The sequence below is a fragment of the Bacillus sp. USDA818B3_A genome (assembly GCF_009928415.1).
In the GTDB taxonomy this organism is placed as follows: domain Bacteria; phylum Bacillota; class Bacilli; order Bacillales; family Cytobacillaceae; genus Neobacillus.
The window spans coordinates 539,632-565,392 of the sequence record NZ_JAABNN010000002.1; the positions used below are offsets into that span (position 1 = coordinate 539,632).

Here is a 25,761-nt window from a genome sequence, read left to right on the forward strand (position 1 = left end):
TTTTAATAAGAGGAATTTGGATCATACATTTTCTCCGCATTCCCCCGATTAATAACCGGATTTGCAATATAATGAAGGGAAGGAACTTGTTTTCCTTGTACCACCTGAATGGCCATTTTTACAGCATCAGCTCCCTGTACCCTAGGATCATTACTAACTGTTACAACTAAACCTGATTTTGGATTTAAAACTTTTTTAATCGCGTCCTTTGTACCATCGATAGATCCAATAAGCACTTTATCGCTCAGACCCGTATTTTTCAAAGCTGTAAAAATACCAGGCAACATAACATCACTCATACAAAATACTACCTGTAAATCAGGATGGGATGTTGCGATGTCTTGCATTTCCGGAAGAGCCTTATCAGGTACCCAGTTACCAAAACGTTCTGCAACTAACTCCAAGTTTGACTTCCCGTATTTTTCTAACATGAAATCTGTCCAACCTGATATCAAACCATTTCGACGATATTGGGATACCAATTCTTTGGGATATCCACTAATCATGGCCGCTTTTATTACTTTATCGCCATATTTTTCTGAAGTAGCTTTAGCTAGTTCCCATCCTGCTTTATATCCAGTATCTCTCGGATCATCTGAAACAAAGGATACAGGATTGGCTTTAGAGTCAACGTTACTGTTAACCGCGATTAATGGAATCTTGTTTTGTGCTAACTTATTCGTTGCAGGTATTACACCTGAAGGATCTTGAGGGTTCATGATAACTGCATCGACACTTTGTGAAATTAAATCTTCAACACCAGATACTTGTTTGGCTACATCACCTTGGGCATCTAATACAACTAACTTTACATCCTGTCTTTTTGCTTCCGCTTCGGCTCCTCTAATTAGGTTTGTATACCAATCACTTCCGGCTACCCGCCTTTGGGAGAAACCGATTACAATTTTATCGCCATTTTTCTTTCTTGCGGGCTCAATTTTTTGTGATTCTTGGTTCGTATTCTTAGTAGTTTCTTGCGGCTTTCCAACAGTAGTGGTAGATCCATTCATCGGGACACAACCTGTAAGAAGAAAAACGATTAACAAAAGAGACAGTGCCGTGATTTTCATTCCAGAAATTGTTCTAATTTTCATATAGTTCCTCACCCCACACATTTAGAAGTAGTAATAACAAGAATTAACAAATACTATACATCTATCATTCTGAGTAAGAAAAAACTCATAGAGTGATAAGGTAATCTTTTAGGACTTCTTCCTTGCAGCCATTGTTGTTAGTAAAACTGCTACTAGAATAATTAACCCTTGAATCACCATTTGAGGGTATGACGCAACACCAGTAAGGTTCAGTATATTTCGAATAATCCCGATTAAAAAAGCTCCTAGAACTGCATTTAGAGCAAAGCCCTTACCGCCTATAAGTGAAGCTCCCCCTACCACAACAGCAGCGATAGCGTCAAGTTCAGCCCCTTGTCCATATAAGGCACTCCCTGTACTTAATCTTGCTGTCATCATCAATCCACCAAGCCCTGCTAATGCACCACTTATGGCATAAGCTATAATAATATCTCGGTTGATCGGTGCCCCGGCCAATCTTGCTGCCTCTGAATTTCCACCAATTGCATATAACCTTCTTCCAAATGTCGTCATCCTCAGTATGAAGATAAATAAACCTAGGGTTAAAAAGAGAATGATAATAGGAGTGTAAATTCCTCCAATTTCTGTCTTACCAGCCAAAATAGCGAGAAATGTGTTGTCTTCAATCGTAACCAAAGATCCCACCTGGAAAATATAAGCCAATCCTCTATAAATCGTTAACGTTGCAAGTGTGACAACAAAAGGAGTTATTTTACCATAAGTTACAGCTAGACCATTTCCTAATCCTGCAATTGCCATTAGTGCCATTACTAAAATGATCGTTAATATAGGATCAAACCCCGCTCCTAGAAATGAGGCTGATAACACGCTTGCTAAAGCTGCGACTGAACCCACTGAGAGGTCAATTCCTCCGGTTATTACTACCATCAATTGTCCTAATGCCAAAATAGAAATAACTGAATTCTGAAGAAGAATGTTACTCAAATTATCGAATGATAAGAACTTATCCGATAAAAACGAGCAGAAGATAACAAGTAAACACAGAAAAATGAATAAGTAATTTTTTATAAGCACTTTCAAAAATGAATATTTTGGTTTAAAGGACGGCGCACTTAATGTTTCATAATTTACTTTCAATCCATTCACCCCTTATAACATATATTGGATTACATTTTCTTCAGAGCATTCTTCGTGTGCAATCTCCTTTACTATTCTTCCACCTGCCATAACTAACACCCGGTCACACATGAGAACTTCAGGTAATTCAGAGGAAATAACTATTACAGAACCTCCCTCCTTAACAAATTGATTGATTAGGTTATAAATTTCAGCTTTCGCCCCCACGTCAATTCCACGTGTTGGTTCATCAAAAATGAGAATCTTAACGTTCTTAAATAACCAGCGAGCAATAATCAATTTTTGCTGATTCCCACCACTCAGCGTTCTAGTTTCCTGATCTAAACCGCTTACACGGACTTTAAGTTTTTTAACTAACGTATTTCCATCTACTTGCTCTTTGCTTCGGTTTACTACTCCAAATCTCGAAATATTATCTAAACCAGAAATTGTCATATTCTCTAGGGCAGACATTCCTAATACCAACCCCTGGTGTTTGCGGTCTTCCGGTAATAACGCAATCCCATGCCTTATGGCATCACGGGGAGACTTTACATCATATGGTTTACCAAATAACTCCATCTTTGCGGTACAGGGGTCTGCCCCAAAAATGGCCCTGACCAATTCTGTCCTTCCACTTCCGACCAGTCCTGCAATTCCTAAAACTTCACCTTCGAACAATTCAAAATTTATATCATTCAGGAGTTTAGGAGTATATAAATTATTGACCGATAAAACTTTGCTTTTCTTGTTGGTGATGGATCCCATCCGCATTTTTAAAACATCACGACCAACCATTAATTTTATTAATTGGTCACGATCTAAATCTTTAGTATCTTTCGTGGAAACAACCTGACCATCCTTGAGAACGGTTACCCGGTCTGAGATTTGAAAAACTTCTGGAAGTCGATGTGATATGTATACAATCCCAAGACCTTCATTACGCAATTTAAGTACTAAATCAATAAGCCGATCAACATCCTGATTGGCAAGCGGGGCAGTTGGTTCATCTAAAATGACCACTTTTGCCTTTTTATGGAGAGCCTTGGCTATTTCCACAATTTGTTGTTTAGCAATTCCAAGATCTCCAACGCGCTGGTCTACATCCATTTTAAAACCCATTTCTTCTAGAACAGTTTCAGCGTTTTTCCTCATCTTGCGCCAATCTACTACACTAGGAAACTTTTGCGGATAATCTCCAATGAAAATATTTTCAGCAACCGTTAATTCAGGGACTAAACTTAACTCCTGATGAATAATCGCGATACCAAGTTTTTGGGCTACGTCTGGTTTTGTGATGTGAACAGTTTCACCTTCAAAGACTATTTCTCCCGCATCCGGCTTATAAATACCCGATAAGATCTTCATCATCGTAGATTTACCAGCACCATTTTCCCCGCAAAGAGCGACTATTTCGCCTTTTCGAATCGAAAAGTCAACATTACTCAATGCTTTTACACCAGGAAAATTTTTTCCTATACCGCGCATTTCTAAAAGCACCTGATGAGAGCCTGTCATGTTAATTCCCCCTTTTTACCTGCTCTAAGTTTTTTTCCAAGAACCTTAAAGGGTGTTGTAGACCTTCCTTCCTTTAAGATCGGATATACCGTCGTAATCTTATCGAATGTTTCATTTCCTTTAATCATTTTGATTAAGATATTCGCGATTGTCTGACCCATTTCAAATAGCGGTAAGGACATGGTAGTTAAAGTGGGGTTCATAAAATGTGTCATCTCAATTCCATCAAAACCGATAACGGACATGTCATCAGGTACCTTTAGATTTAAATCGGTACATGTTTGGAGCACATGCGCTGCCGCCAAATCGTTATAGGTTGTAATGGCTGTCACCTGTTTCTTGATCAGCTGCTCGGCAATTTGATGGACACCTTTGTTATCAGCCTCTACCTGCTTGATTAAATCCCCTTCTAATGGAATATTAAAATCCTGCAAAGCCTTCTTATAACCTTCTAATCTCTGCATACTACTGTACGCACGTGGTGGACCGACAATAATCCCGATTTTTGTGTGACCTTGTTCTATCAAAAACTTGGCTGAAGTATATCCTCCATAATACGCATCTACAAAAACACAAGCCACTCCATCTGTGTCAACTTCACGGTTTAAAAGTACAACCGGTGATATCTTGGGGATTATCCTTCTAAGGTTCGGTTCGTCGAGTCTCGGACTGCAAAGAATCATTCCATCAACATTGTAGTTTTGCGATAGCTGGATATATGAGTTTTCTAGTCCAGCATCCTCTTCTGTTGTCATTAGGAAAACATTCAGGTTATTTGCTCGAAGTGTTCGCTCGATACCGCGTACTATTTCTCCGAAGAACGGATTAGCAATATCAGGAAGTAACACAGCTACCATATTAGTTTGCCTTGTTACCATGCTTCTTGCTTGAAGGCTGGGTCGAAAACCATGTTTCTCTATAATTCGCTGAACATGTTTTCTTGTAGATTCGTTCACCTCCGGTTTATTGTTTAAAACCCTAGAAATTGTTTGTCGTGAAACACCAGCGATCCTTGCAATGTCATTAATCGTTAATTTCTTTCCCATATTATCAATTCCTTTTATGTGAGCGTTATCAAAAATTTCAATCAAAATAACCTTTAAAAACAGAATTAAAGATATCGATTGTTGTGAGCGTTCACATAGGGTATGCAATAAAATTAACACTAAACCTTTTGAAGTGTCAATATTAATTTTTGAATATTTATTTTTTTATAAATTTTTAAAAAACATGTTGACTTTACCCTGGTAAATCAAATAAGGTTAAATTGTGAACGCTCACATATGAGTGAATCATCTATTAAATACAATTTTCGTCTTAGTGGACAAAATGAATGGAGGAATTAGTGATGACAGTTGGAGTACTAACAACAGAATTTGAAACAAGGTTAGCACGTACAAGGGAACAAATGAAGAAGCAGGGGATCGACGTTCTCTTCGTATATAGTGATGAATACCACCCAGGTTATTCTTTCTATTATACAGGTTTCCGTACCATTAACTGTATTGAAGAATCTGCACATGCCCTTTTCATTCCTTTAGAAGGTGAAATCCAAGCATTCTTAGGAAACCTAAACCGTTTCGCTGCAAAACGTTTCTCTTGGATTAAAAATGTTAATAATATCTATGAAATGGAAGCGCTTTTACCTAAATATGTGAGTGAGCTTCCATATGAAGTTAAGACAGTAGGAGTCGTTGGTGAAGAATTATTCCCAATCTCTTTATATCGTGAGATGGAAAAAGCGTTCGTAAACGAAGGCATTAAGATTGTAGATGCGGCTAATGTTGTGGTACAGGAAAGATTATACAAGAGTAAGGCAGAATTGGATTTAATTCGTAAAGCAGGAAAATTAGCTGATGACAGCATTCTAGCTGCGCTTGAGAAACTGGAAATCGGAAGAACAGAGATCGAACTATCTGCAATCGGTGAATATGTAACACGTTCCCGCGGCGGTGAAATTGGTTCCGCTTACTTAGTAGTTTCAGGTCCTGACCATACTAACCTACCTACTTGGAGACCAATGGAGCGTAAAATTGAACGTGGGGATTATGTATGGTTTGATTTTAATCCTATGGTTGAAGGATACTGTTCCGATACTGGTATTGCAGTCGCTATGGAGGGTGCTACTGCTGAACAAATAAGAATCATGGATTTCGCCTATGATACAAATCAACGTATGGTTGAGTTCATTAAGCCGGGAATGACTGGTAAACAATTGTTCCAGGAAACACTTCGCATCTGTGAAAACGCTGGTTTAGCAGAATACTTCCTACCATATACAAAAGGAATGAGAGCAATCGGCCATGGAGTTGGTCTAGAAGTAGTAGAAACACCAGACTTAGGACCTAACAGCGATTTCGTTTTCGAACCGAATATGTGTTTTGGAATTAAATTCGACCTTCATGGATTTCCTTTTGGCGGTGTCAGAGTTGAGCCTACCGTAATTATTACTGAAAATGGTGCAGAGCCTGTGAATGATCTCAGAGGAATGAGAGCTAAATACGAATCTAACTTTAAATAAAGTTATTGAATTTATTAAATTGTGGACTTTCTATTGGTTGTTACATAAATTTGGTAGACTATACTTCATTAAACTTATGAGTATAGAGTCCATTTCCAAACAATAGTTATGTCTGACATTGATGAGCAATCATTCATTTAAAATTAGACCACCACTAACCTGTAAGTGAACAAAATATAGAGGAACTTCTGAAATAAGAAAAAAGCAGCAAGCACTCTTTCAAAAGAACTCGGCTGCTTTTTTCCTTAATTTAACTATCAAATATAAGGAGGTTTATAGTATGCCAGGTTTAACGGTTACATCCCCCCATGCTGAGGAAGCTGTAAAAGCCAGATCCATGGAAGAGCAAATAGATTTGCTTGATCAACTGCTGAAGCCTGATGTACAGCAATCTCTGACCATTCTCGTAGAAAACTTGCCGAAACTAACAGAGATGGTTAATGCTCTCACAAAAACCTATGATGTTGCACAGTCCATCATTACTGATCGCCTGTTGGTTGATGATTTCGTAACAGGTATCCAGGCATTCGTAAAACCGGTAGAAGTTAAAATGAAGCAATATGCTGCGGCGGCTATTGAAGCAAATGACCGCGCAGATGATAACACGGAAGCGACAATAGGTGTATTTGGTTTGATAAAAATGCTCAAGGACCCACAAGTACAGAAAATGTTGCGCTTTGGACAGGCTTATTTAAATATCCTGACTGAAAAACAGAAGTAAAAACATATGTTTTGATTAGGTTTAACGGAGGATTGATTATGAAGAAAAACATTATCATCTTAGGCGGCGGCTACGGTGGGTTACTAAGTGCATTAACTGTCCGTCAAACTTTAGGAATAAATGAGGCTTCAATTACGCTCGTGAACCGATTTCCTACCCATCAAATCATTACAGAACTACACCGTTTAGCAGCGGGTAATTTGTCCGAAAAGGCAATTGCCCTACCATTAGAAAAGCTATTAAAAGGCAAAGATATTGAATTAAAAATTGCGAATGTCGAAAAGATTTCCCCGAATCATAACCAGATTACACTTGGGGATGGAACAAGTATCAGTTATGATTACCTCGTTGTCGCTTTAGGTAGCGAAACAGCTTACTTTGGTATACCAGGTTTACAAGAACATAGCTTTATTCTTAAGTCAGTGGATGATGCAAATCATCTACGTAACCACATTGATACCCGTATCTACGAATATAGTAAAACACACAACAAAAGTGATGCCACTTTCGTAGTTGGAGGCGGCGGTCTGACTGGTATTGAACTTGTTGGTGAAATTGCTGATCTACTGCCAGAATTGTGCCGAAAGTACGCCGTCGATAGTAAAGATATTTCTCTTTATTGTGTAGAGGCCGCCCCGACTATTTTGCCTGGATTCCCAGCTGAATTGGTAGAACGCGCCGAAACAAGCTTATCCGCACGCGGTGTAGAGTTCATAACTGGTACGCCTGTTACACAAATGGAACAAGCTATAGTCTATTTGAAGGATGGTCAACTCATTGAAACAAACACAATGGTATGGACAGGTGGTGTCCAGGGTAATGCTGTTGTGGCCAATTCAGGAATTGAAGTGAATCGCGGTCGTGCTATGGTGAACGAATTTCTACAATCCTTATCACATAAAGACGTGTTTGTAGCCGGTGATAGTGCAGTTGTTATGGGGCCTGAAGGACGCCCTTATCCACCTACAGCACAACTGGCATGGCAAATGGGAGAAGCAATCGGATTTAATATCTCCGCAGCTATTAAAGGAGGAACAATGGAAAAGTTTGTACCGGTATTCTCTGGTACACTGGGTAGTCTTGGCCGAAAAGATGCAATTGGTACAATCGGGGAAAACAAAATCAAGCTGAAAGGTTTACCTGCAATATTAATGAAGGAAGCCGGTAATGTTCGTTATCTTTCTCATATCAAAGGTCTATTTAGTTTGGCTTATTGATTAATTACAGAAATTAAAAACAAAACACCTTTTTCATTGGTATGTCTATTGACGCGTCAATAATTTTGACCTAAGAAAAATTTTCTTTGTTTTCGTGGTAAGTCGAATTGGGATGGAGCCTCTGAAAACCTGATGTTACGATAGAGGTATGTGGGATTTTGTACTTTTACGATGTAACATCCTTTCATGCTCCATTCTCCAAATAAAATCTTTACTCTCTCTTTAAAGCTTATGCTGAAATCTTAAACTAGTAAATCAAACTAGCATCCCAATTCTGATTTCAGCAAAAAAGCTTCATTTAATGATCACCAATATCAGAGAAAAGTTTACTGATTCCTAGTATTTCCATAACACCGAGTAATGGCTTTTAACTTTCTTCCCACGACAGAACCCACTTGGATATTTTCAATTAGAGACTAATCGATTTAGTTGAATTTCCCTTCTTTAAGATGGGATATACCATTGTTAGTCTTTCAAAGGGTTCATTTCCTTTTATCATTTTCACCAAAGTATTTGCAATTGTTTCGCCCATTTCAAAAAGCGGTAAGGACATTGTTGTTAAAGTTGGATTTGTAAACATTGATATAGCTATTCCATCAAAACCGATTATTGATATATCTTCAGGCACTTTCAAGTTCAAATCTGTACATGCTTGGATAACATGTGCAGCCGCTAAATCGTTAAAAGTTGTAATTGAAGTAACGTTTTTATTTATCAATTTCTCAGTCATTTTATGGACATCGTTGTTGTCTACTTCTACTTGCATGATTAAATCTTTTTCTAAAGGAATACCAAAGTCCTTCAGAGCCTTCTTATATCCTTCCAATCTTTGATTACTACTGTAAGCTCGCGAGGGACCCACAATTATTCCAATTTTGGAATGTCCTTGTTCAATTAAGTATTTAGTTGCGACATACCCGCCATGTGTGGCATCAACCACAACACAAGCAGTTCCATCTACATCAAGATCACGATTCAGCAAAACAACAGGTGATATTTCAGGTATCAATTTCCTTAGATTCGCATCGTCAAGTCTTGGACTGCATAAGATCATTCCATCCACATTGTAATTCTTTGAAAGTTGAATAAACGCATTTTCTTGTTCAACATCTTCTTCTGTCGTCATAAGAAAGACATTTAAGTTATTTTCTCGAAGAGTACGCTCAATACCGCGTAAAACTTCCGCAAAGAATGGATTTGCAATATCAGGCAGTAACAAAGCGATCATATTCGTTTTTCTTGTAACCATACTTCTTGCTTGAAGACTCGGCCGAAATCCATGCTTCTCAATAAGTCGCTGTACTTGTTTCCGAGTGGCTTCATTCACCTCAGGTTTATTATTTAATACTCTGGAAACCGTCTGGCGAGATACACCTGCCATTTGTGCAATATCCATAATTGTTAGCTTTTTTCCCATTTATATCATCCTTTTTATGTGAACGCTCTCAAACAGTTACAAAATTAAATTAACATTTACACTGTCATGGCGTCAACACTTGTTTCAAAAAATATTTTTGAAATTATCTGAAAATATATTGAATAAACCTTTCTAAATACTCTTTTATGAAATATGCTTGGATTTCATCTTCTAATAGGAAAAACAGCGCGTGTGCGGATTCCTCGATACAATTGATCGTACGAAAGTTTGTAAAATAAAAAGAATACCCAGGATGATATTCATCACTATAAACGAAAAGAGCATCGATACCTTGTTCCTTCATTTTTTCTCCGAAAACCTGAATCGATTTGCTGCGAAGCGTTTTTCAGGATAAAAAATCTGAATAAAATATATTAGATGCAAGCACCAAAATATGTCAGAGAACTTTCATATCCAGTTAAAACTGTTGTTGGTGGTGGTGAGGAATTGTTCCCAATATCTTTGTTATCGCGGAAATGGAGAAGACATTTGTTAAAGATGGAAATTGCCGGTATAATGCCTTTGATAAATTGTATCCAAACTGCCTTATAAACCTGATTTACTTGAAAGATAAGCTTATTGCTTTTAGCGGTAGAATCCCCTCAGAGGTGCTGCTTAAGGGTGCCAAGATTGGAGTTGGAATTATTCTTTCGAAATTTGCTCTGACCGATCTGGCTCCCGGTTTTGCTGAGGAGCTTGAGATAACGGCAATAGGGTTTATGCGTGGAAACGGATTAAATGTTTACACCCATCAGGATAGAATTTTGAGTATTGATGCCATTAGTCGAACATCTTGAGAAAATCATACACACAGGGGAAATTATTGTAACTTAGATCCAAGCCACTTAGTTTGGCAAGGAATGGATCTTGTGGAAGCAATGAAGAAGCATTGAAGTGAAAAATTCATCTTTCACTTCCATGCAAAAGATACTTATATGGAAGTTAAAAAGATATATATTTTTGTTAATATGATAAAAAAGCTCTAGGGATTAAATCCTTAAAGCCTTTGCACTTTAAAATTAGTAGACCCTCAGTCCAAATTGTATATTGTGATGATTTTTAATCAATCTAAAACCGCACGCCCTGACACTATTAAATAGGAAACTTCATTTTATGATACAACCTGCCCTTCAGGTTTCATCCCTGAATTTTTTGGACCAAGAGTTCGTCCATAGAGGTACAGTATGAACCCACCAATAATTGCTATGAAGCTGATAACTGTAAAGCCAGGAATGTAAGATCCAGTATGTTCTAATAAAAGACCGACAATAAAGCTTGAAATGGTTCCACCGAATCCAACTCCTATTCCGTTAACAATTCCGATAGCTGGACCAACAGAGCTTGGAGACACACTCGATTGAATGATCGCCCAAAAATTTGCTGTGTAAGTGCTAATGAGTGTTCCTAAGGAGAGCGTAATGAGAGCTATTTTTCCAACAGGGCTATCAACCACCGGAAGGAAAACTAATAAGATACCTGCAAATACTAAACCAACAGTTGCAATTAAGACACGTTTTCCTGTTCGATCACTAATCATGGACATCGGAATCGTTAAAATCACGGCAGCCAAGTAAGGCAATCCACTGAGGAATCCCTGTGTCAGTCCAGTAAAACCAAGGGATTTGACAGCGAGTGGGATCCAAAGAGTAATTCCCCAAAAAAGCATATTTTGACCTAAGTGAGCACCTATCAACAATAGAAAGCGCGAACCACCTAAAGAATGAAAGGTCAACTTTTCTTTCAAACTTTGTTCCTCTTTGGGCTTGGTTTCCATTCCGTCAGGTTCTTTTTTAAGCAGCCATAAATAAAGAGGCACTACAATAACCAAACCTGCGGCTCCTAGAATAATAAAAAGTGGTTTCCAACCCAAATTTTCATTTATAGGTATAAGTATCAAAAAACCTAAACCAAGGGCTAAAAATTGACCATAATGCTGAATAATAGTATTAGCTACGGTTAGTTCTTTTTTTGTAAACCACGCTTGCGCAAATCGAGATTGTTGAGGCCAATAAATACCCTCCCCAATTCCTAGAATAAGGCGGAAGAAGATTAAAAGCCCTACTGAATTCACCCAACCGGTTAAAAGTGTAGCAAGTGACCATAATGCATATACGAAAATTACAACCGTTTTAGGATTCATCCTATAGGTCAAAATACCGCCAAAAAAGTTTGCCAAGCCATAACCAATTAAAAAAGCGCTTAATGCCCAGCTGGATGTAACTGAAAAGTCAGTTCCGGAGAAACCAAGTTCTTTAGACATTCCCTCTATCCCTACAGATAAATTAGACCTGTCCAAGTAAGCAATAAACAATCCAATCATAAACGGGAGGGCAATTCTTATCCATTTTGATTTAATCAAATTTATCACAACCTTCTCTATAGTTATTACTATTAATAAAGTTATTAAAATTTCTCGTCAACTACTGAACAAAAGAGCCTACAATTGCTATGAGAACCTGGTTCGCTCACAAAAACTTTGTTAGGTCCTAAATCTGGTGTTTCCACTACCTGTAAGGACAACACCATGTCAAGACTTTCCCATTCTGGTACGTCCCTTTTCATTATAAATAGCATTCTAAGTAATCCATTTTTGACCAAAGGTACACTCAGACTGCTTTATTTGAGGAGCTTTTTACAGTAAAAGAGGCTCTAGAAATCGAGCCTCTTTATTTTTACAGCTGGTTGTTTATTTTACGGCACCTTGAATAGATTTTTGGTGATTTTAATTACCATTTATCTAATACATTTTCTTTCGTTACTAATAACGCAAGGACAGCTACTAAGAATTAGGCACCTTTTATTTCGCTTGCATCGAAAAGTTGTACCTGGATTGGTTCACTTAATAGTCCAGGGACGATATTAACGAAGTTTTGAAAATGAGCAGTCGCTTCGTGAACACCAATCGCCGCTTGATCCTTCCACTTTTCCATAAATACAAAGGTATTAAGCTGTTTTGGATTTTCAAAATATTCATAGCTGATATTGCCTTCTTCGGCTTGAGATGGTTCCGCTACTAGGTTTGCCTGATCCAGGAATACTTGACGTTGTTGAGGTTCCACTTTAAAGTACGCATGAATAATAATCATCTATAAATCCACCTTTTATACTTAATATCTTTTATGATAGCGCTCCAACAATTTCCTTCATATGTTTAATAGACTGCTTTGTGAAGTCATCAAAAACATTAGCTTCCCCTTGAAGCCCTGAAGCCACATAAGGATTTGACACGGCAGGTAGGAACTCCATCGTAATATAACCCTTATACCCTAATTCTTTAAGCAGGGAAATGACTGGACCAAAATCTGTTTGTCCTAGCCCCGCTGCTTCCCTTGTATTATCAGCGATGTGGACATGTGCAAGATAACGTGAAATCTTCAATATCGAATCCGTCATATCTCGTTCCTCAATGCTCATGTGAAACAGATCCGCCATAATCCCTACACCTTCTATATTCACTTCCTCCACAAAACGTAAGGCTAAGGTGAGGTTATTTACTAAGTAGGTTTCATAACGATTTAATGCTTCAATGGCTATGGTGATTCCTTGTTCCTTTGCATACAGCCCCGCCTCTTTCACACTTTGAATGGCATTATTCCATTCTTCCTCAAGCGTCGTTTCTGGGCTAAGTTTACCAACACAAGTAGGAACGACAATTAGGGTTGATGCATGTAAAGTCTTCGCTAAATCAACCGATCTTTTCACATATTCGACTGCCTTTTTTCTAATTTCGTCGTTTGAAGAGGAAAGATCCCTTTCAGGGGTAAAAATTCCACAAATAGAACTGCATTCAAGTTCATACTTTTTTAAGAGTTCTTTCGTTTCCTCAATATCAATGGTATACGGCTCGCCAGCGAGTTCGACTCCTTGATAACCATATTTCTTCAACCTTTTTAAGCTATCTTCTAAACTTTCATTTCCGAATATCCATTGTGTGGTACTATATTTGAACATTGAATTCACCTCTTAGATAATGAAAAAATCAGAGTTCCCATGCAACCCGTGAGAACTCTGTCTACCTATATATTAATTTGAGATTTTAACTACAGTTTTAAGGATATCCTTATTATGCTCTGCCGTTTCAATTCCGTGTTTCACATCTGCAAATTCAAAATGATTTGTGAAAATTGGAGTTGGATCAAAACGCTTGCTTGCGATTAAATCAATCGCTTTAGAGAAGGTATCATATGTTCCTGCATAGGAGGAAACAATCGTTAATTCTCGGCTGTAAATTTCAAATGGGCTTACAGGAATTGTTACATCTGCAGGGGCTGCTCCAAAAACCAGTACTTTTCCGCCTTTTCTCACTAATTTAAACGTTTGCGCGTAGGTATAGGCAGAACCTACCGCTTCAATAACAACATCAGCACCGCGGCCGTATGTTAATCTTTTAACAGCTTCTACCGGATCTTCTTCACCTGCATTGATGACATAATCAACACCAATATTTTTAGCTGATTCAATTCTCGCAGGATTTAGTTCGGAAAGGATTACTTTACTAGCCCCTTTCAATTTTGCAAGTAAGGCATGAGCGATACCCATTGGACCTCCGCCAATAATCGCGACTGTTTCACCGTATTGGACATTAACTTTATCCTGACCGCTTATTGCACATGCTAATGGCTCAATATAGGCTCCATTAATCCAAGACATAGAATCTGGCAACTTATGAATATTACTCTCTGGAACTCTTACAAATTCAGCAAATGCTCCGTTAATGTGTACCCCTAATTGAGTAATTTTTTCACAATGCAATTTTTGACCATGGCGGCAGTAATAGCATGTACCACAAGCAATATTGATATCTGCTGTCACGCGGTCTCCTGGCTGTACAAAGCTCACTTTAGAACCAACCTTTGCCACTTCACCGGAAAATTCATGACCTAAGATGAGTGGAAGCTTTGCAGGAAAACGCCCTTCATAAATGTGCGGGTCAGTACCACATACTGCTGTATACTTTACTTTTATCAATACATCTTTATCCCCAAGTTCAGGAACCGGTACTTCTTCTAATCTTAAATCCTCTTTACCATATAACACAGCAGCTTTCATTACTTTTTGATCAAACCCTGCTTCTAAATTTTCATTGTTTACTACTGTATCTTGTGCCATCTTATTTTTCCTCCTTAAATAGGTTTTTTAGGAAAGTAATTGACTCTTCAGTGTATTGATCATAAAACTCTTCACATCTTGTTCCATTAAATGGATCGGCAAATGGAGGAAGTAGCTCCATCGTTAAATATCCACTATAGTTAATATCACGTAAAGCCTGAGCGATTGGCTCAAAATCGATATGACCACGGCCTGGTGCAGCTCTATTACTATCAGCGATGTGAAGGTGATATAATTTATCTCCAACCATTCTTATGGTATCCGCAATATCGACTTCTTCAATATTCATATGGTAGGTATCACCCATCACACCTACGCTTGGGAGATTCACACGATTGACCAGCTCAAGTGATTGCTCCAATCGATTGATTAAATAGTTTTCATAGCGATTCCATGCTTCTACTGTTAAACGAACCCCATGCTCTCCCGCATAAATACCAGCTTCGCGTATTCCTTCCTCAGCCCACTTTAGCTCAGTTTCTCGATCGGCCTCTCCATAAATTTTCATACAAGCAGTTGGAGTGAGGGAGATTCCTTTTGCACCGATTTTGCTAGCAAAATCAACGCAGCTTTTTAAGTACTCTACTGCATTTCTTCTAATATTTTCATTACTGGAAACTAAATCTCTTTCAGCGTTATAAATGGCACAAATAGTGGAAGCTTCAATATTATATTTTTCCAATAATCCTTTAATGCGGTCTGCATCCATTTGTTCTGGCTCGCCTACAAATTCCACACCGTTATAACCATATTTAGCGAGTCTAGCAATACTAGTTTCAATATCTTCTCCTGCATATACTAGCGTGTTGTAAGAGTACTTAATCATTTGAACCTCTCCTTATCACTATTTTGTCTATGTAACTTTCCTGGATTTCAGATTTTTTAAATAGGGGCCGCATCTAAAAGCGGCCACTATTTCACTTTATTTCTAGAAAGTTTTGTAATCTGCTTTTCTTACTGGTTACGTGATGACTATTTTGCTGCCTTTTGAATAACTTCAGGGGCATCAAGACGATAAGCCATTTTCCAAACCTTTAAGACATTTTCCTTTGTAACTTTCATCGATGGAACAACATAGTATGGATCTAATTGTTTACCAAGTAATGAATATCCGGCAACAAGAGCCTGGGCAGCTCCGTTTTCATATGGTAACTGTGCGCCAAGACCTTTTACATTCCCTCCAGAAGCAATTTGAAGCGCCACATTGGTTCCTAAATCAACAGTAGTGATAACTAAATCATTTTTCCCTGCTGTACGAGCTGCGGCAAGTGTTCCTTCCGCTGGTACATCCCAAATCGCAAAAATTCCATCTAAATCTTTGTGTTTTGTTAACATACCAGAGGCTACTTTTTCAGCATCGTTAGGAGTGATAATTCCACCATGGGCAACAATTTTAATTTTTGGATATTTTTCTTTAATGGTCTTCTCAAAGGCATCTTTACGCTGGTTATTTACAAAGAAATTGACATCGTGGAAAATAACACCGATTTTTCCTTTTCCTTTTAGTTCATCACCCATAATTTCACCGGCAAAGATACCGTTTCCATAGTTATCTGATGAAACAACGCTGACATAATCTTTTCCAGCTTTGAAGCCTTTTGGTACATTATCCATGAAGACTAGTTTTACACCGGCTTCCGCAGCCTTTTTAAAAGCTGGAGCGGTAGCAACAGGATCAACCGGCAGAGCTACGATAATATCTGGCTTTTTAGCCATGATAGTTTCGATATCTGAAATTTGTTTTTCAGGCTTGAATTGTGCATCCGTAACGGCCACAACTTGGATGCCCATTTTTTCAAAAGTGTCTTTTACACCATTGATGATGGCAGTTGAGAAATCATTTCCTGCATAGTGCATGGAAATAGCCGCTTTGAATTTACCTTCTTTAATTTTCTTTACGTCTTCTTCAGACAATTGCAAAGTTGCTGCAGGTGTGGCTGTTTCTCCGTTTGGACCTGTACTTAAAATTTTCTCATCGCTTGGTATTTCAGGATTAATGGTAAGAGGATAAGTGACTTTTGCTGATGCTGCTTTTCCTTCTTTTGGCTGACCTGAAGCAGTTGAACTTTGTTTTCCACATCCCATAAGAGCCAAACTGCTAATTAAGAGTATCGTTACGATAAGTAAAGTAAGTTTTTTCATAGTAACCCCCAATAATAGATTTAGATAATAATAGTGTTTTTATTATTTAGCTGCCCCTTGGATGGACTTAGGTGCCTCTTGGTGGTATACAAGTTTCCATGCACCTAATACATTTTCTTTCGTTACATTTAAAGCAGGAACAGCTACATAAGCAGGTGCTTCTTTACCAAGTAAAGAATAACCGGCTAAAATCGCTTCAGAAATCCCCTGGTCATATGGCAGCTGGGCACCTAGACCTTTAATTAAACCATTTGAGGCGATGTCTAAAGCTACGTTTGTCCCTAAATCAATGGTCGTAATGACAAAATCTTTCTTTCCTGCAGTACGGGCTGCTGCTAATGCACCTTCAGCCGGAACGTCCCAAACGACAAACATTCCATCAAGGTCACGATTTTTGGTCAGCATACCTGATGCTACTTTTTCTCCATCGTTAGGGCCAATGATTCCGCCGCGTTCAACGATTTTGATTTTCGGATATTTTTCTTTGATTGTTTTTTCAAAGGCTTCTGTACGCTGTTTGGTCACAAAGTAATCAGCATCATGATAGATTACGCCGATCTTCCCTTTTCCACCAAGCTGTTTCGCCATGATTTCAGCTGCTTGAACACCATTGCCATAGTTGTCTGCAGAAACAACGCTCACATAATCCTTGCCAGCTTCTAATCCTTTTGGCTTATTATCCATGAACACAACTTTGACTCCTGCATCTGCCGCTTTCTTAAAAGCGGATGCAGTTGAAACAGGATCTACTGGTATCCCCACGATAATATCAGGCTTTTTAGCTAAAACCGTTTCAATATCGGATACTTGTTTTTCAGCCTTGAACTGTGCATCAGTAACAGCTACGACTTTAATTCCCATCTTTGCAAAAGTTGCTTTTAAGCCATTGATTTGTGCTGTTGCCCAGTCATTACCAGCATAGTGCATGACAATGGCCGCTTTGTATTTGCCTTCTTTGATTTTTTGCACTTCTTCTTCAGTAAGCTGCAATGTTTTTGCTGAAACAGCGGATTCTCCACTAGGACCTTTACTTAAAATTTCTTGATCGGGAATCTCTTGATTTATGGTGATTGGACCTGAACTAGCGGTTGTTTCTTCTGTTGTTGTGTTCTCTATTTCTTTGCTTGTGCTGCTAGTCGTGCTATCCTTGCCGCAGCCGACGAGTGCGATGCTAGTGATTAATAGAATCATAGTAAAAAAAGATAGTAACTTTTTCATGATTTGCCACCTTTTAATCCTTATTATTTTTTAATCCTTGATTGAAATACTCAAATATTTGGACCGTATTTATGTATCACATCCTCTGCAACTGTGTAATCGATTACATTTTTTTATTAATAAAAATTGATTTTTTCCTACTTTTCTACGGTGATTATGTTTTCTATTAAATTTTATAAATATTTGAAAAGATTTACTGGGCGAACCAGTTGCAATTAAACGCCTGCATCCGCCCCGATTATATTTTTTTCAATTAGGTTATTACTTACATCCAATTCCTTTTAACTTTTCTGTCAAGTAATCAATGGATGTTTTTGCATACCAATCAGGATCTGCTTTTCTAGTACCAAATCCAATTTCCATTGAGAGGTAGCCCTTGTAATCGATTTCCTTTAATGCTTTTAATACGGAATCCCAATTTACCGTTCCTTGCCCAGGCGGTAAACGATCGTCATCCGAAATATGAACATGATGCAACTTATCTTTCATTTTATAAACATAATCACTCGGTACTTCATTACGATATAGGGCATGGAAAGTATCAAACATTACTTTCACATTGGATTCACCTGATTCTTCAGCCAACTGAAGGGCATCATCTGCCGATTCGATTAAGTTACAATCCGCCGCTTGAGGTTCAACTACTAATGTGATTCCAAGATCTTTTGCATATTTTGCGACATCTTGCAAACCTTCCCGACTATATTTCCATGCTTCTTGTTTGTTCATTCCAAAGCCGTACCAGCCGGCAAGCCACATCACAGTTGGGCATTCCCAGTCATGCGCTAAGCGAATGACTTCTTTATAATGATTGATGGTAAATTCACGCTCTTCTTTCAAAGCTGAACTTGGATTCACTCCAGGTCCTCCTCCTGGAGCGGGAAGCATAGCTGCAACATTAAGATTATTTCTTTGTAAATGCTGAAGGATTTCCTTACGTCTCTGATTGGATAGATAATCAGGCCATGCATGCGGACTCGCACAACCGATTTCAATTCCATCATAACCAAATGCAGCAATTCTACTAATCACTTCTTCTAAAGGATAAAATGGCAGCATGGATGGAAAAGAATTATAAACCCAGGTATTAAATGAAAGTTTCATTTATTGATCCTCCTCAAAAATTAAGTGCCAACAAGTTCTATTATTTGTTAACGTTTATTCCCAGACAAACACAGCTTTCTCAGTCTTTCTTTCATCAAACATACGGAAAGCCGTTTCTGCCTCTTCCAATTTAAATTGGTGAGTAACTAATTTTTCTACAGGCAGATTCTTTCTCACAATAAACTCCGCAATTTCATCAAATTCTTGAATTGGGAAGTACCAAGAACCCATTACAGAAATCTGTTTTCGAATTAATTGCGCACTTGGTTTGATTGTTGTCTCTTTACTTTCGCCGATAAAAGCGACGCGTCCATGTGCTCTTACACAATCTAGCGCATCATTTTCACCAAATGGGCTTCCTGAGCAATCAATCGCAGCGTCTGCACCAAGCCCGTTAGTAATGCGGGCAATTTCTTCCTGCACATTCATCGTTTTACCATTAATCGTATAATCTGCCCCCAATTCCTTCGCAAGCTCTAAGCGCTCATCCAGCATATCAACAGCAATAACGGTTGCGCCTAATCCTTTAGCGATCATCACACCCGCACCGCCCATAGGACCCATTCCAAAAATAACGAGATAATCTCTACCGGAAATCCCTAATCTTTTTTGCGCGTGATAAAGGGTTCCAACTGCGTCGGTTGAAACAGCTGCTGTTACGAAACTCATGCTATCTGGCAATCTCATGCAGTTTTCCGCTGGAACGACCATGTACTCTGCGTCACCGCCATGAGAGTCAAAGCCGATACACTTAAACTCTTTGCAGAACATTTTGTAGCCGCTCTTACAATGTGCACATTCACCACAGCCAAGAGCTAAGTAAACAGCAACTCGGTCACCCGCTTTGTAATTGGAAACGCCAGCTCCTACTTCCGTGATAACTCCTGCAGGTTCATGCCCTGGTACCGTGCATCCACATTTTGTTCCTTCAAAAACGGATGTTCCATAATATAAGCTCATATCGCTACGGCAAATTGCTGAAGCTTTTAATTGAACTAATACCTCTCCCTGGCCTGGCTTTGGGATCTCAACCTGACGAATCTCTACCTTTTTATCTCCTGGAAAAAACACTGCATTCATTGTTGTCATGATACTTCCTCCGATCACTTATTCTTAAAACAATTAATCTATCATTTTTCCCTATAAATAGGATGTAAAGGGACCTGCCGGCCCTTTGGAAGCAAGAGAACCGTCCCCATGCTTCACTGCCTGTACCTTCACCCATTTCTGCTGCTGGTTACTTTCTAAGATTGCGTCTGTGATACACATCGAAAGGTGCCCGTCTGCAAATGTCGCAAAATTTGGCTTGTCTGTTTTCAGGCTTTTGCCGTCACGAACAAACGAGTAGAAATTAAACATCATATTTTTCAATGCATCTGGCCAGCCTTCGTTATGCCCGCCTGGATGATGAATAGCAGACCTTGCCTCCGGTGAAAACAACGCCGGATCCGCTAATAGAACTTCATTTGCTTTATCCCGGTGCCCGATCCATACCTTCTCTGGTTCTTCCTGGCTCCAGAATGTTGAAGCTTGACTTCCATTAATCTCAAAGCTCAATCTATTTTTCCGTCCCGCACTTACTTGAGATACAGTAAAGACTCCTCTAGATCCATCCTCAAACCGGACAAGAACAGATGCATAATCTTCTGTATTAATTGGTACATCTTCATATTTCATATCTTCTGCCGTCTGTGCCCCAAAGGTAGCTACGTTTCCTGTCGGTTTCTTTCTTACTGGAACAACAGTTGCCAAATCGGCAAAAACTTCGACAATCCTTTTGCCTGTTACAAATTGAACGGTATCACACCAATGGGAACCAATGTCTGCTACTGCGCGTGACTTTCCGCCTACTTCCGGCGCCAAGCGCCAGTTGTAGTCTGTTTCATATAATAACCAGTCCTGCAAGTAGCTTCCGTGAACCAAGTTCACTTTCCCAAGATCACCTTCAGTGATTTTTGCTTTTAAGTTTTGTACACTGGCATGTTGTCTGTAATTAAAGTTCACAGCATGGATAACACCGTGTTTTTCCGCTAACTCCAGTAATTGTGCTGATTCATCACTGTTCATTGCCAATGGTTTCTCTGAAACGACATGCTTTCCAGCTAAAATGATCTCTTTGTTGATGGCAAAATGAAGATGATTTGGTGTACAGTTGTGCACGACCTGGATTTCGCTGTCTTTCAGCATTTCTTGGTAATCACCATAGGCTTTCGGGATTCCAAGTTCGGCTGCTTTTTTTTCAGCAGCTTCCTGACTTGTTTCTGCCAAACCAACTACTTCTACAAAGCCAAGTCTTCTGATGGCTTCAATATGGGTTGGCCCGATAAAACCAGTACCAATGATACCAACTTTAATCTTCTCCACCTTTCTTCCTCCTGTTCAAAAGTTGATCGTGTTGTTCAAGGATGCAAATTTATAGACCTTATTCCGCTTTTTTTGAAAAGAATTCCGCCGCTTTTATCATTAATTCCGCCAATTTCCGAGGAAATCCCGCCAGTTTTCTCATTAATTCCGTCAATTTCCGGGGGAATTCCGCAGAATTCTGCTATTATTCCGCGGAAACCTCTATTAAAAATTACCTCTTCAACGCTTTCTTACCAAAAGCCACCGCCAAGATAATGATAATTCCTTTGATAATCATTTGCTGGCTGACATCAAGACCCATAATTATCAAACCATTGTTGATGGTACCAATCATTAGGGAGCCAACAATCGTTCCGATGATTGTTCCTACACCGCCAAACAAGCTTGTTCCACCAAGAATAACCGCAGCGATAACAGAAAGCTCATCGCCTTCACCGAAGGAGAAACGTCCGGCATTCATACGGCCCGCATAGAGAAGACCAGCTAAACCAGCCATTAAACCCGTTGCAAGGAAAACTATTAGCTTGATTTTCATTGTCTTTACACCAGAGAATCTAGCCGCATTTTCGTTACCGCCTGTTGCCAATACCTGGCGGCCAAATGATGTCTTACGAAGTAATATATGGGCAATCACTGTAAATACTAGAGTCCAAATAAGAAGCACTGGAATCGGCCCAATGTCCCCTGAACCAAAGATGAAATTGAAATTTGCGTCAACAATCGGAACTGGAGCAGTATCTGTAACCCACATCGCAGCACCTTTAATGGCTCCCATTGTTCCCAGTGTTACTAAGAAAGAAGGAATCGCTACTTTTGTTACTAGCAAACCATTGATTAATCCAACAACAAGTCCAGTTCCTACACCGCCGATCAGTCCACCGATGATGCCATAACCCGCTTGAATGGCCAGTGCACCAACTAGAGAAGATAGCGCAGCTATAGAACCCACCGAAAGGTCAATTTCTCCAGTGCTAATAACAAATGTCATCGCTAACGCCATCAAAGAAATTGTTGCTGTTTGTCTTACAATGTTTAATAAGTTCCCTGAAGTTAAAAACCCTTCATCACTTAAGCTGATAGAAAAATAGATTAATACGCCCACGAAGGCAAAATAGACAATATAATTACGCCACTCGAATCCTTTCAATGAAGGAGTTGCTGGCTTTTGAATACTAGAAACCTTGGATTGCATATTGTAATTCCTCCTCTGATTTAATCTCCCTGCGAGTCATTTCCTTTTTAATTTTCCCATCATGCATAACGATGACACGATCACTCAAAGCAAGCAGTTCTGGAAGTTCGGAAGAGACCACAAGGATTGCCTTGCCGTTTTCGGCCATGGCTCTAATAATCTCCACAATTTCGGTTTTTGCACCAATATCTACACCAATCGTTGGTTCATCCAACATCAAGACAGTAGGGTCGTTTGCCAGCCATTTAGCTAGAACGATTTTTTGCTGATTACCCCCTGATAACAACCCGGCCTTTTTAAAAATATTATCCGTTTTAATATTTAACTTCCTTACAAATTCATTACTAATTTCATTGGATTTCTTACTATCAATAAAAGCTCCTTTTTTCACCTTCGAAAGAATTGGAAGAATCATATTATCCTTGACACTATGTTCAAGGACCAATCCTTGCATCCGGCGGTCCTCCGGAATCAGTGCAAGTCCGGCTTCTATGGCATTCTTAGGATTCTTAATGGATTGTTTTTGACCATTGATATAGATGTTACCACTCTCAATGGGATCAATCCCGAAGAGATTTCGAAGTAATTCCGTTCTTCCGCTTCCCATCAACCCGGCAATTCCGACGATTTCACCCGGCTGAATTTTAAGATTAATATCCTGGACATGTTCGGCATTTAAGTTTCTTACTTCAAAAATGGGCGGCACGTCCGTTGCGTAGGAACGTTCTTTCCATTCAAACGCTTGATCAAATTGCATACCGACAATATGTGAAATTACAGTATCAAGATCAGTTTCACTGCATTTTTCTGTTGTGATATATCGGCCATCACGCATAATCGTGATACGGTCACATATTTCAAAGATTTCATCCATCCGGTGAGAAATATAGATGATGGAATAACCTTTTGCTTTCAATTTGTTAATAAAACTAAAAAGTACTTCCGTTTCATTTTTGGTTAAGGACGAGGTTGGCTCATCCATAATCAGAATCTTTGCTTCTTGGGAAAGTGCTTTAGCAATTTCCGTCATCTGCCAATAGCCAACCCCTAAATTTTGAACAACGTCATTTGGTCTAATATCTACGCCTAATTCTTCTAGCAATTTTTCTGTTTTCTTCTCACAATCCTTATCATCGAGCAGCCCTAATGATGTTTTCTTCTCACGAGTAAGATAGATGTTTTGGGCGACAGTAAGGGTAGGAATTAAACTAAACTCTTGGAAAATCATCGATATATTATTCTTTTGAGCATCATCATAACTTTTAATGCTTACTGGTTTTCCTTCAATTAAAATCTCGCCGCTGTCTGCTGAGTATACACCTGTAAGGATTTTCATTAACGTCGATTTCCCGGCACCATTCCCCCCCATCAAGGCGTGAACTTCACCTTTTTTGACGGAAAAATGAACATCGTTTAAAACGGTAATCCCATTAAAAGCTTTATTAATACCTCTCATTTCGAGAATCGGTTGTTCCATCCAAGTTCACCTTCTTTTTTTGTTAGAGGCTGCTTTCAAAAGCAGCCTTCATCCTACTATTATTTCATCGCATTTTTTACTGTGTCAGGAGCCTCTGTTCCGTAGATTAACTTCCATTCATCTAATACATTCTCTTTCGTAACTTTGATGGATGGTGAAGCAACATACGCTGGTGCTTCTTTTCCTAATAGGGCATAGCCGGCAAGAATCGCTTGTGCTACCCCTTGGTCATATGGCAGCTGTGCTCCAAGACCTTTAACAATTCCATCTTGTGCAATGGAGATTGCTACGTTTGTACCTAAGTCAACTGTTGTTACAACTAGGTCATCCCTGCCAGCCGTTCTTGCTGCAGCCATAACACCTTCAGCCGGTACATCCCATGGAGCGAAGATACCATCGATATCATGGTGTCTTGTCAACATAGCAGATGCTACTTCTTCTGCCTGATTTGGACCAGTAATCCCACTTTTTGCGACAATCTCAATATTTGGATATTTTTCTTTGATTCTTTTTTCAAAAGCATCAGAACGGTTTTTGGTTACAAAGAAATTTACATCGTGATACACTATGCCGACTTTACCCTTTCCGCCAAGTTTTTCAGCCATAATGTCTGCTGCGGTTGCTCCGTTACCCATGTTGTCACCAGACACAATACTGATGTAATCTTTACCTGCAGCTAAACCTTGTGCAGCACCATCCATGAATACTAACTTTACGCCTTGGGCAACAGCCTTTTTATAAGCTGGTGCGGTAGATACGGCATCAACTGGAACAGAAATCATAATGTCCGGCTTTTTCGCTAAAACGGTTTCGATATCATTTACTTGCTTTTCCGCTTTGAACTGTGCATCTGTTACAGCAACGATCTTGATGCCCATCTTCTTAAATGTATCCTTCATCGCACCAACTGCGGCATTCATATAGTCAGTACCAGAGTAGTGCATAACAATCGCCGCTTTATAATTACCTTCTTTAATCTTCTTTAGCTCATCTTCCGTAAGCTGCAATGTCTTAGCTGAAACGGCCTGTTCTCCGTTCGGCCCTTTATCTTGTACCGCTAAATCAGGAATCTTTGGATTGATCGTTAATGGTCCTGAAGCTGTTTCTGAGTAGTTTTCATTCTTTTTCGTGCTCGCTTGTTCAGATGTAGATTTTTTTCCGCCACACCCTGCAAGAAAAACACTTAAAACAAGTAACAGTAAAACTGTAATAGTAAAGCTCTTTTTCATTTGATTACCCCCACTATATTAGTTATTTAGTTGAAGCTCGTTATTTGTCGGTACCACCTTACAATCTATAAGTGTGGCACCACCCCCTTTTCATGAATCTAAGCTTAATAGAATATTACTAGTAATGGATTACATTCATTTAAGTTATGAAACCAAGCTTCTATGGACCTCAAAAAATGTAATTGATTACACTTTTTTCTAAAAATTTTTACATACTGCTGACGAAACAAATTCCTTCTTTTCTACATATATAATCCCTATCATCTTTGTTATTTTTCCTTTCTTGTTTCTATATTTGGATTGTAATCGATTACAAAATTGTCGTCTAATCATCTTCCGACAAGTTTTTTTTTCAACTGAA

At 39.0% G+C, this 25,761-nt stretch carries 22 protein-coding genes and 1 pseudogene; 4 read left to right on the plus strand and 19 right to left on the minus strand.

Annotated elements, in window-relative coordinates; all coding sequences use genetic code 11:
• Positions 1 to 2: 2 nt before the first annotated feature.
• The 4 genes from GXK58_RS05600 to GXK58_RS05615 all read right to left on the minus strand — a co-directional run bounded on the left by GXK58_RS05600 (position 3) and on the right by GXK58_RS05615 (position 4,735).
• Positions 3 to 1,094 carry a substrate-binding domain-containing protein gene (locus GXK58_RS05600; RefSeq protein ID WP_160720646.1) on the minus strand — a complete coding sequence of 364 codons (1,092 nt, stop codon included), beginning with the start codon at positions 1,092 to 1,094 and terminating at the stop codon, positions 3 to 5.
• Positions 1,095 to 1,202: 108 nt separating this feature from the next.
• Complete coding sequence (locus GXK58_RS05605; protein ID WP_160720647.1) at positions 1,203 to 2,192, minus strand: ABC transporter permease; 990 nt, start codon at positions 2,190 to 2,192, stop codon at positions 1,203 to 1,205.
• A 12-nt stretch (positions 2,193 to 2,204) separates the two neighbouring features.
• The gene (locus tag GXK58_RS05610) at positions 2,205 to 3,689 is read right to left on the minus strand and encodes a sugar ABC transporter ATP-binding protein (RefSeq protein WP_160720649.1); all 1,485 of its coding nucleotides are present in this window, start codon (positions 3,687 to 3,689) and stop codon (positions 2,205 to 2,207) included.
• On the minus strand, positions 3,686 to 4,735 hold the full coding sequence (locus tag GXK58_RS05615) for a LacI family DNA-binding transcriptional regulator (RefSeq protein ID WP_160720650.1): 1,050 nt from the start codon (positions 4,733 to 4,735) through the stop codon (positions 3,686 to 3,688). The genes GXK58_RS05610 and GXK58_RS05615 overlap by 4 nt, the downstream gene beginning before the upstream one ends.
• A 302-nt stretch (positions 4,736 to 5,037) precedes the next feature.
• On the opposite strand from GXK58_RS05615, the gene GXK58_RS05620 reads away from it, so the two are divergent.
• The 3 genes from GXK58_RS05620 to GXK58_RS05630 all read left to right on the plus strand — a co-directional run bounded on the left by GXK58_RS05620 (position 5,038) and on the right by GXK58_RS05630 (position 8,148).
• Positions 5,038 to 6,210 (plus strand): M24 family metallopeptidase, encoded by a 1,173-nt coding sequence (locus tag GXK58_RS05620; RefSeq protein WP_160720651.1) that lies wholly within the window; start codon positions 5,038 to 5,040, stop codon positions 6,208 to 6,210.
• A 280-nt stretch (positions 6,211 to 6,490) separates the two neighbouring features.
• Positions 6,491 to 6,931 (plus strand): DUF1641 domain-containing protein, encoded by a 441-nt coding sequence (locus GXK58_RS05625; RefSeq protein WP_160720653.1) that lies wholly within the window; start codon positions 6,491 to 6,493, stop codon positions 6,929 to 6,931.
• A 38-nt stretch (positions 6,932 to 6,969) separates the two neighbouring features.
• Positions 6,970 to 8,148, plus strand: a complete 1,179-nt coding sequence (locus GXK58_RS05630; protein ID WP_160720654.1) for an NAD(P)/FAD-dependent oxidoreductase — start codon at positions 6,970 to 6,972, stop codon at positions 8,146 to 8,148.
• A gap of 409 nt (positions 8,149 to 8,557) precedes the next feature.
• Here the strand turns inward: GXK58_RS05630 and GXK58_RS05635 are convergent, their stop codons facing one another.
• Positions 8,558 to 9,565 carry a LacI family DNA-binding transcriptional regulator gene (locus GXK58_RS05635; protein ID WP_160720655.1) on the minus strand — a complete coding sequence of 336 codons (1,008 nt, stop codon included), beginning with the start codon at positions 9,563 to 9,565 and terminating at the stop codon, positions 8,558 to 8,560.
• A gap of 103 nt (positions 9,566 to 9,668) precedes the next feature.
• Positions 9,669 to 9,869, minus strand: coding sequence for a hypothetical protein (locus tag GXK58_RS05640; RefSeq protein ID WP_160720657.1), 201 nt, complete (start codon positions 9,867 to 9,869; stop codon positions 9,669 to 9,671).
• A gap of 205 nt (positions 9,870 to 10,074) precedes the next feature.
• On the opposite strand from GXK58_RS05640, the pseudogene GXK58_RS05645 reads away from it, so the two are divergent.
• Positions 10,075 to 10,362 (plus strand): annotated as a pseudogene (locus tag GXK58_RS05645) (formate dehydrogenase accessory sulfurtransferase FdhD); the annotation flags it as partial.
• A gap of 314 nt (positions 10,363 to 10,676) precedes the next feature.
• Here the strand turns inward: GXK58_RS05645 and GXK58_RS05650 are convergent.
• The 13 genes from GXK58_RS05650 to GXK58_RS05710 form a co-directional block, all read right to left on the minus strand.
• Positions 10,677 to 11,924, minus strand: coding sequence for an MFS transporter (locus tag GXK58_RS05650; protein WP_202171295.1), 1,248 nt, complete (start codon positions 11,922 to 11,924; stop codon positions 10,677 to 10,679).
• 427 nt (positions 11,925 to 12,351) lie between these two features.
• The gene (locus GXK58_RS05655; RefSeq protein WP_160720660.1) at positions 12,352 to 12,651 is read right to left on the minus strand and encodes a putative quinol monooxygenase; all 300 of its coding nucleotides are present in this window, start codon (positions 12,649 to 12,651) and stop codon (positions 12,352 to 12,354) included.
• A 31-nt stretch (positions 12,652 to 12,682) separates the two neighbouring features.
• Positions 12,683 to 13,516 carry a sugar phosphate isomerase/epimerase family protein gene (locus GXK58_RS05660; RefSeq protein ID WP_160720662.1) on the minus strand — a complete coding sequence of 278 codons (834 nt, stop codon included), beginning with the start codon at positions 13,514 to 13,516 and terminating at the stop codon, positions 12,683 to 12,685.
• Between the two features lie 72 nt (positions 13,517 to 13,588).
• Positions 13,589 to 14,674 carry a zinc-dependent alcohol dehydrogenase gene (locus GXK58_RS05665; protein WP_160720663.1) on the minus strand — a complete coding sequence of 362 codons (1,086 nt, stop codon included), beginning with the start codon at positions 14,672 to 14,674 and terminating at the stop codon, positions 13,589 to 13,591.
• A 1-nt stretch (position 14,675) separates the two neighbouring features.
• Positions 14,676 to 15,500 (minus strand): sugar phosphate isomerase/epimerase family protein, encoded by an 825-nt coding sequence (locus GXK58_RS05670; RefSeq protein ID WP_160720665.1) that lies wholly within the window; start codon positions 15,498 to 15,500, stop codon positions 14,676 to 14,678.
• Positions 15,501 to 15,646: 146 nt separating this feature from the next.
• Positions 15,647 to 16,816 carry a substrate-binding domain-containing protein gene (locus GXK58_RS05675; RefSeq protein WP_160720666.1) on the minus strand — a complete coding sequence of 390 codons (1,170 nt, stop codon included), beginning with the start codon at positions 16,814 to 16,816 and terminating at the stop codon, positions 15,647 to 15,649.
• Between the two features lie 42 nt (positions 16,817 to 16,858).
• Positions 16,859 to 18,034, minus strand: coding sequence for a substrate-binding domain-containing protein (locus GXK58_RS05680; protein ID WP_160720667.1), 1,176 nt, complete (start codon positions 18,032 to 18,034; stop codon positions 16,859 to 16,861).
• 261 nt (positions 18,035 to 18,295) lie between these two features.
• Positions 18,296 to 19,138, minus strand: a complete 843-nt coding sequence (locus GXK58_RS05685) for a sugar phosphate isomerase/epimerase family protein (RefSeq protein WP_160720669.1) — start codon at positions 19,136 to 19,138, stop codon at positions 18,296 to 18,298.
• Between the two features lie 54 nt (positions 19,139 to 19,192).
• Positions 19,193 to 20,227 (minus strand): zinc-dependent alcohol dehydrogenase family protein, encoded by a 1,035-nt coding sequence (locus tag GXK58_RS05690; protein ID WP_237389575.1) that lies wholly within the window; start codon positions 20,225 to 20,227, stop codon positions 19,193 to 19,195.
• A 51-nt stretch (positions 20,228 to 20,278) separates the two neighbouring features.
• On the minus strand, positions 20,279 to 21,502 hold the full coding sequence (locus GXK58_RS05695; protein WP_160720670.1) for a Gfo/Idh/MocA family protein: 1,224 nt from the start codon (positions 21,500 to 21,502) through the stop codon (positions 20,279 to 20,281).
• A gap of 211 nt (positions 21,503 to 21,713) precedes the next feature.
• Positions 21,714 to 22,694 carry an ABC transporter permease gene (locus GXK58_RS05700; protein ID WP_160720672.1) on the minus strand — a complete coding sequence of 327 codons (981 nt, stop codon included), beginning with the start codon at positions 22,692 to 22,694 and terminating at the stop codon, positions 21,714 to 21,716.
• Positions 22,675 to 24,171, minus strand: coding sequence for a sugar ABC transporter ATP-binding protein (locus GXK58_RS05705; RefSeq protein ID WP_160720673.1), 1,497 nt, complete (start codon positions 24,169 to 24,171; stop codon positions 22,675 to 22,677). The genes GXK58_RS05700 and GXK58_RS05705 overlap by 20 nt, the downstream gene beginning before the upstream one ends.
• Positions 24,172 to 24,230: 59 nt before the next feature.
• Positions 24,231 to 25,400: a substrate-binding domain-containing protein gene (locus GXK58_RS05710; protein WP_160720674.1), complete on the minus strand. Its 1,170-nt coding sequence runs from the start codon at positions 25,398 to 25,400 to the stop codon at positions 24,231 to 24,233.
• Between the last annotated feature and the right edge of the window lie 361 nt (positions 25,401 to 25,761).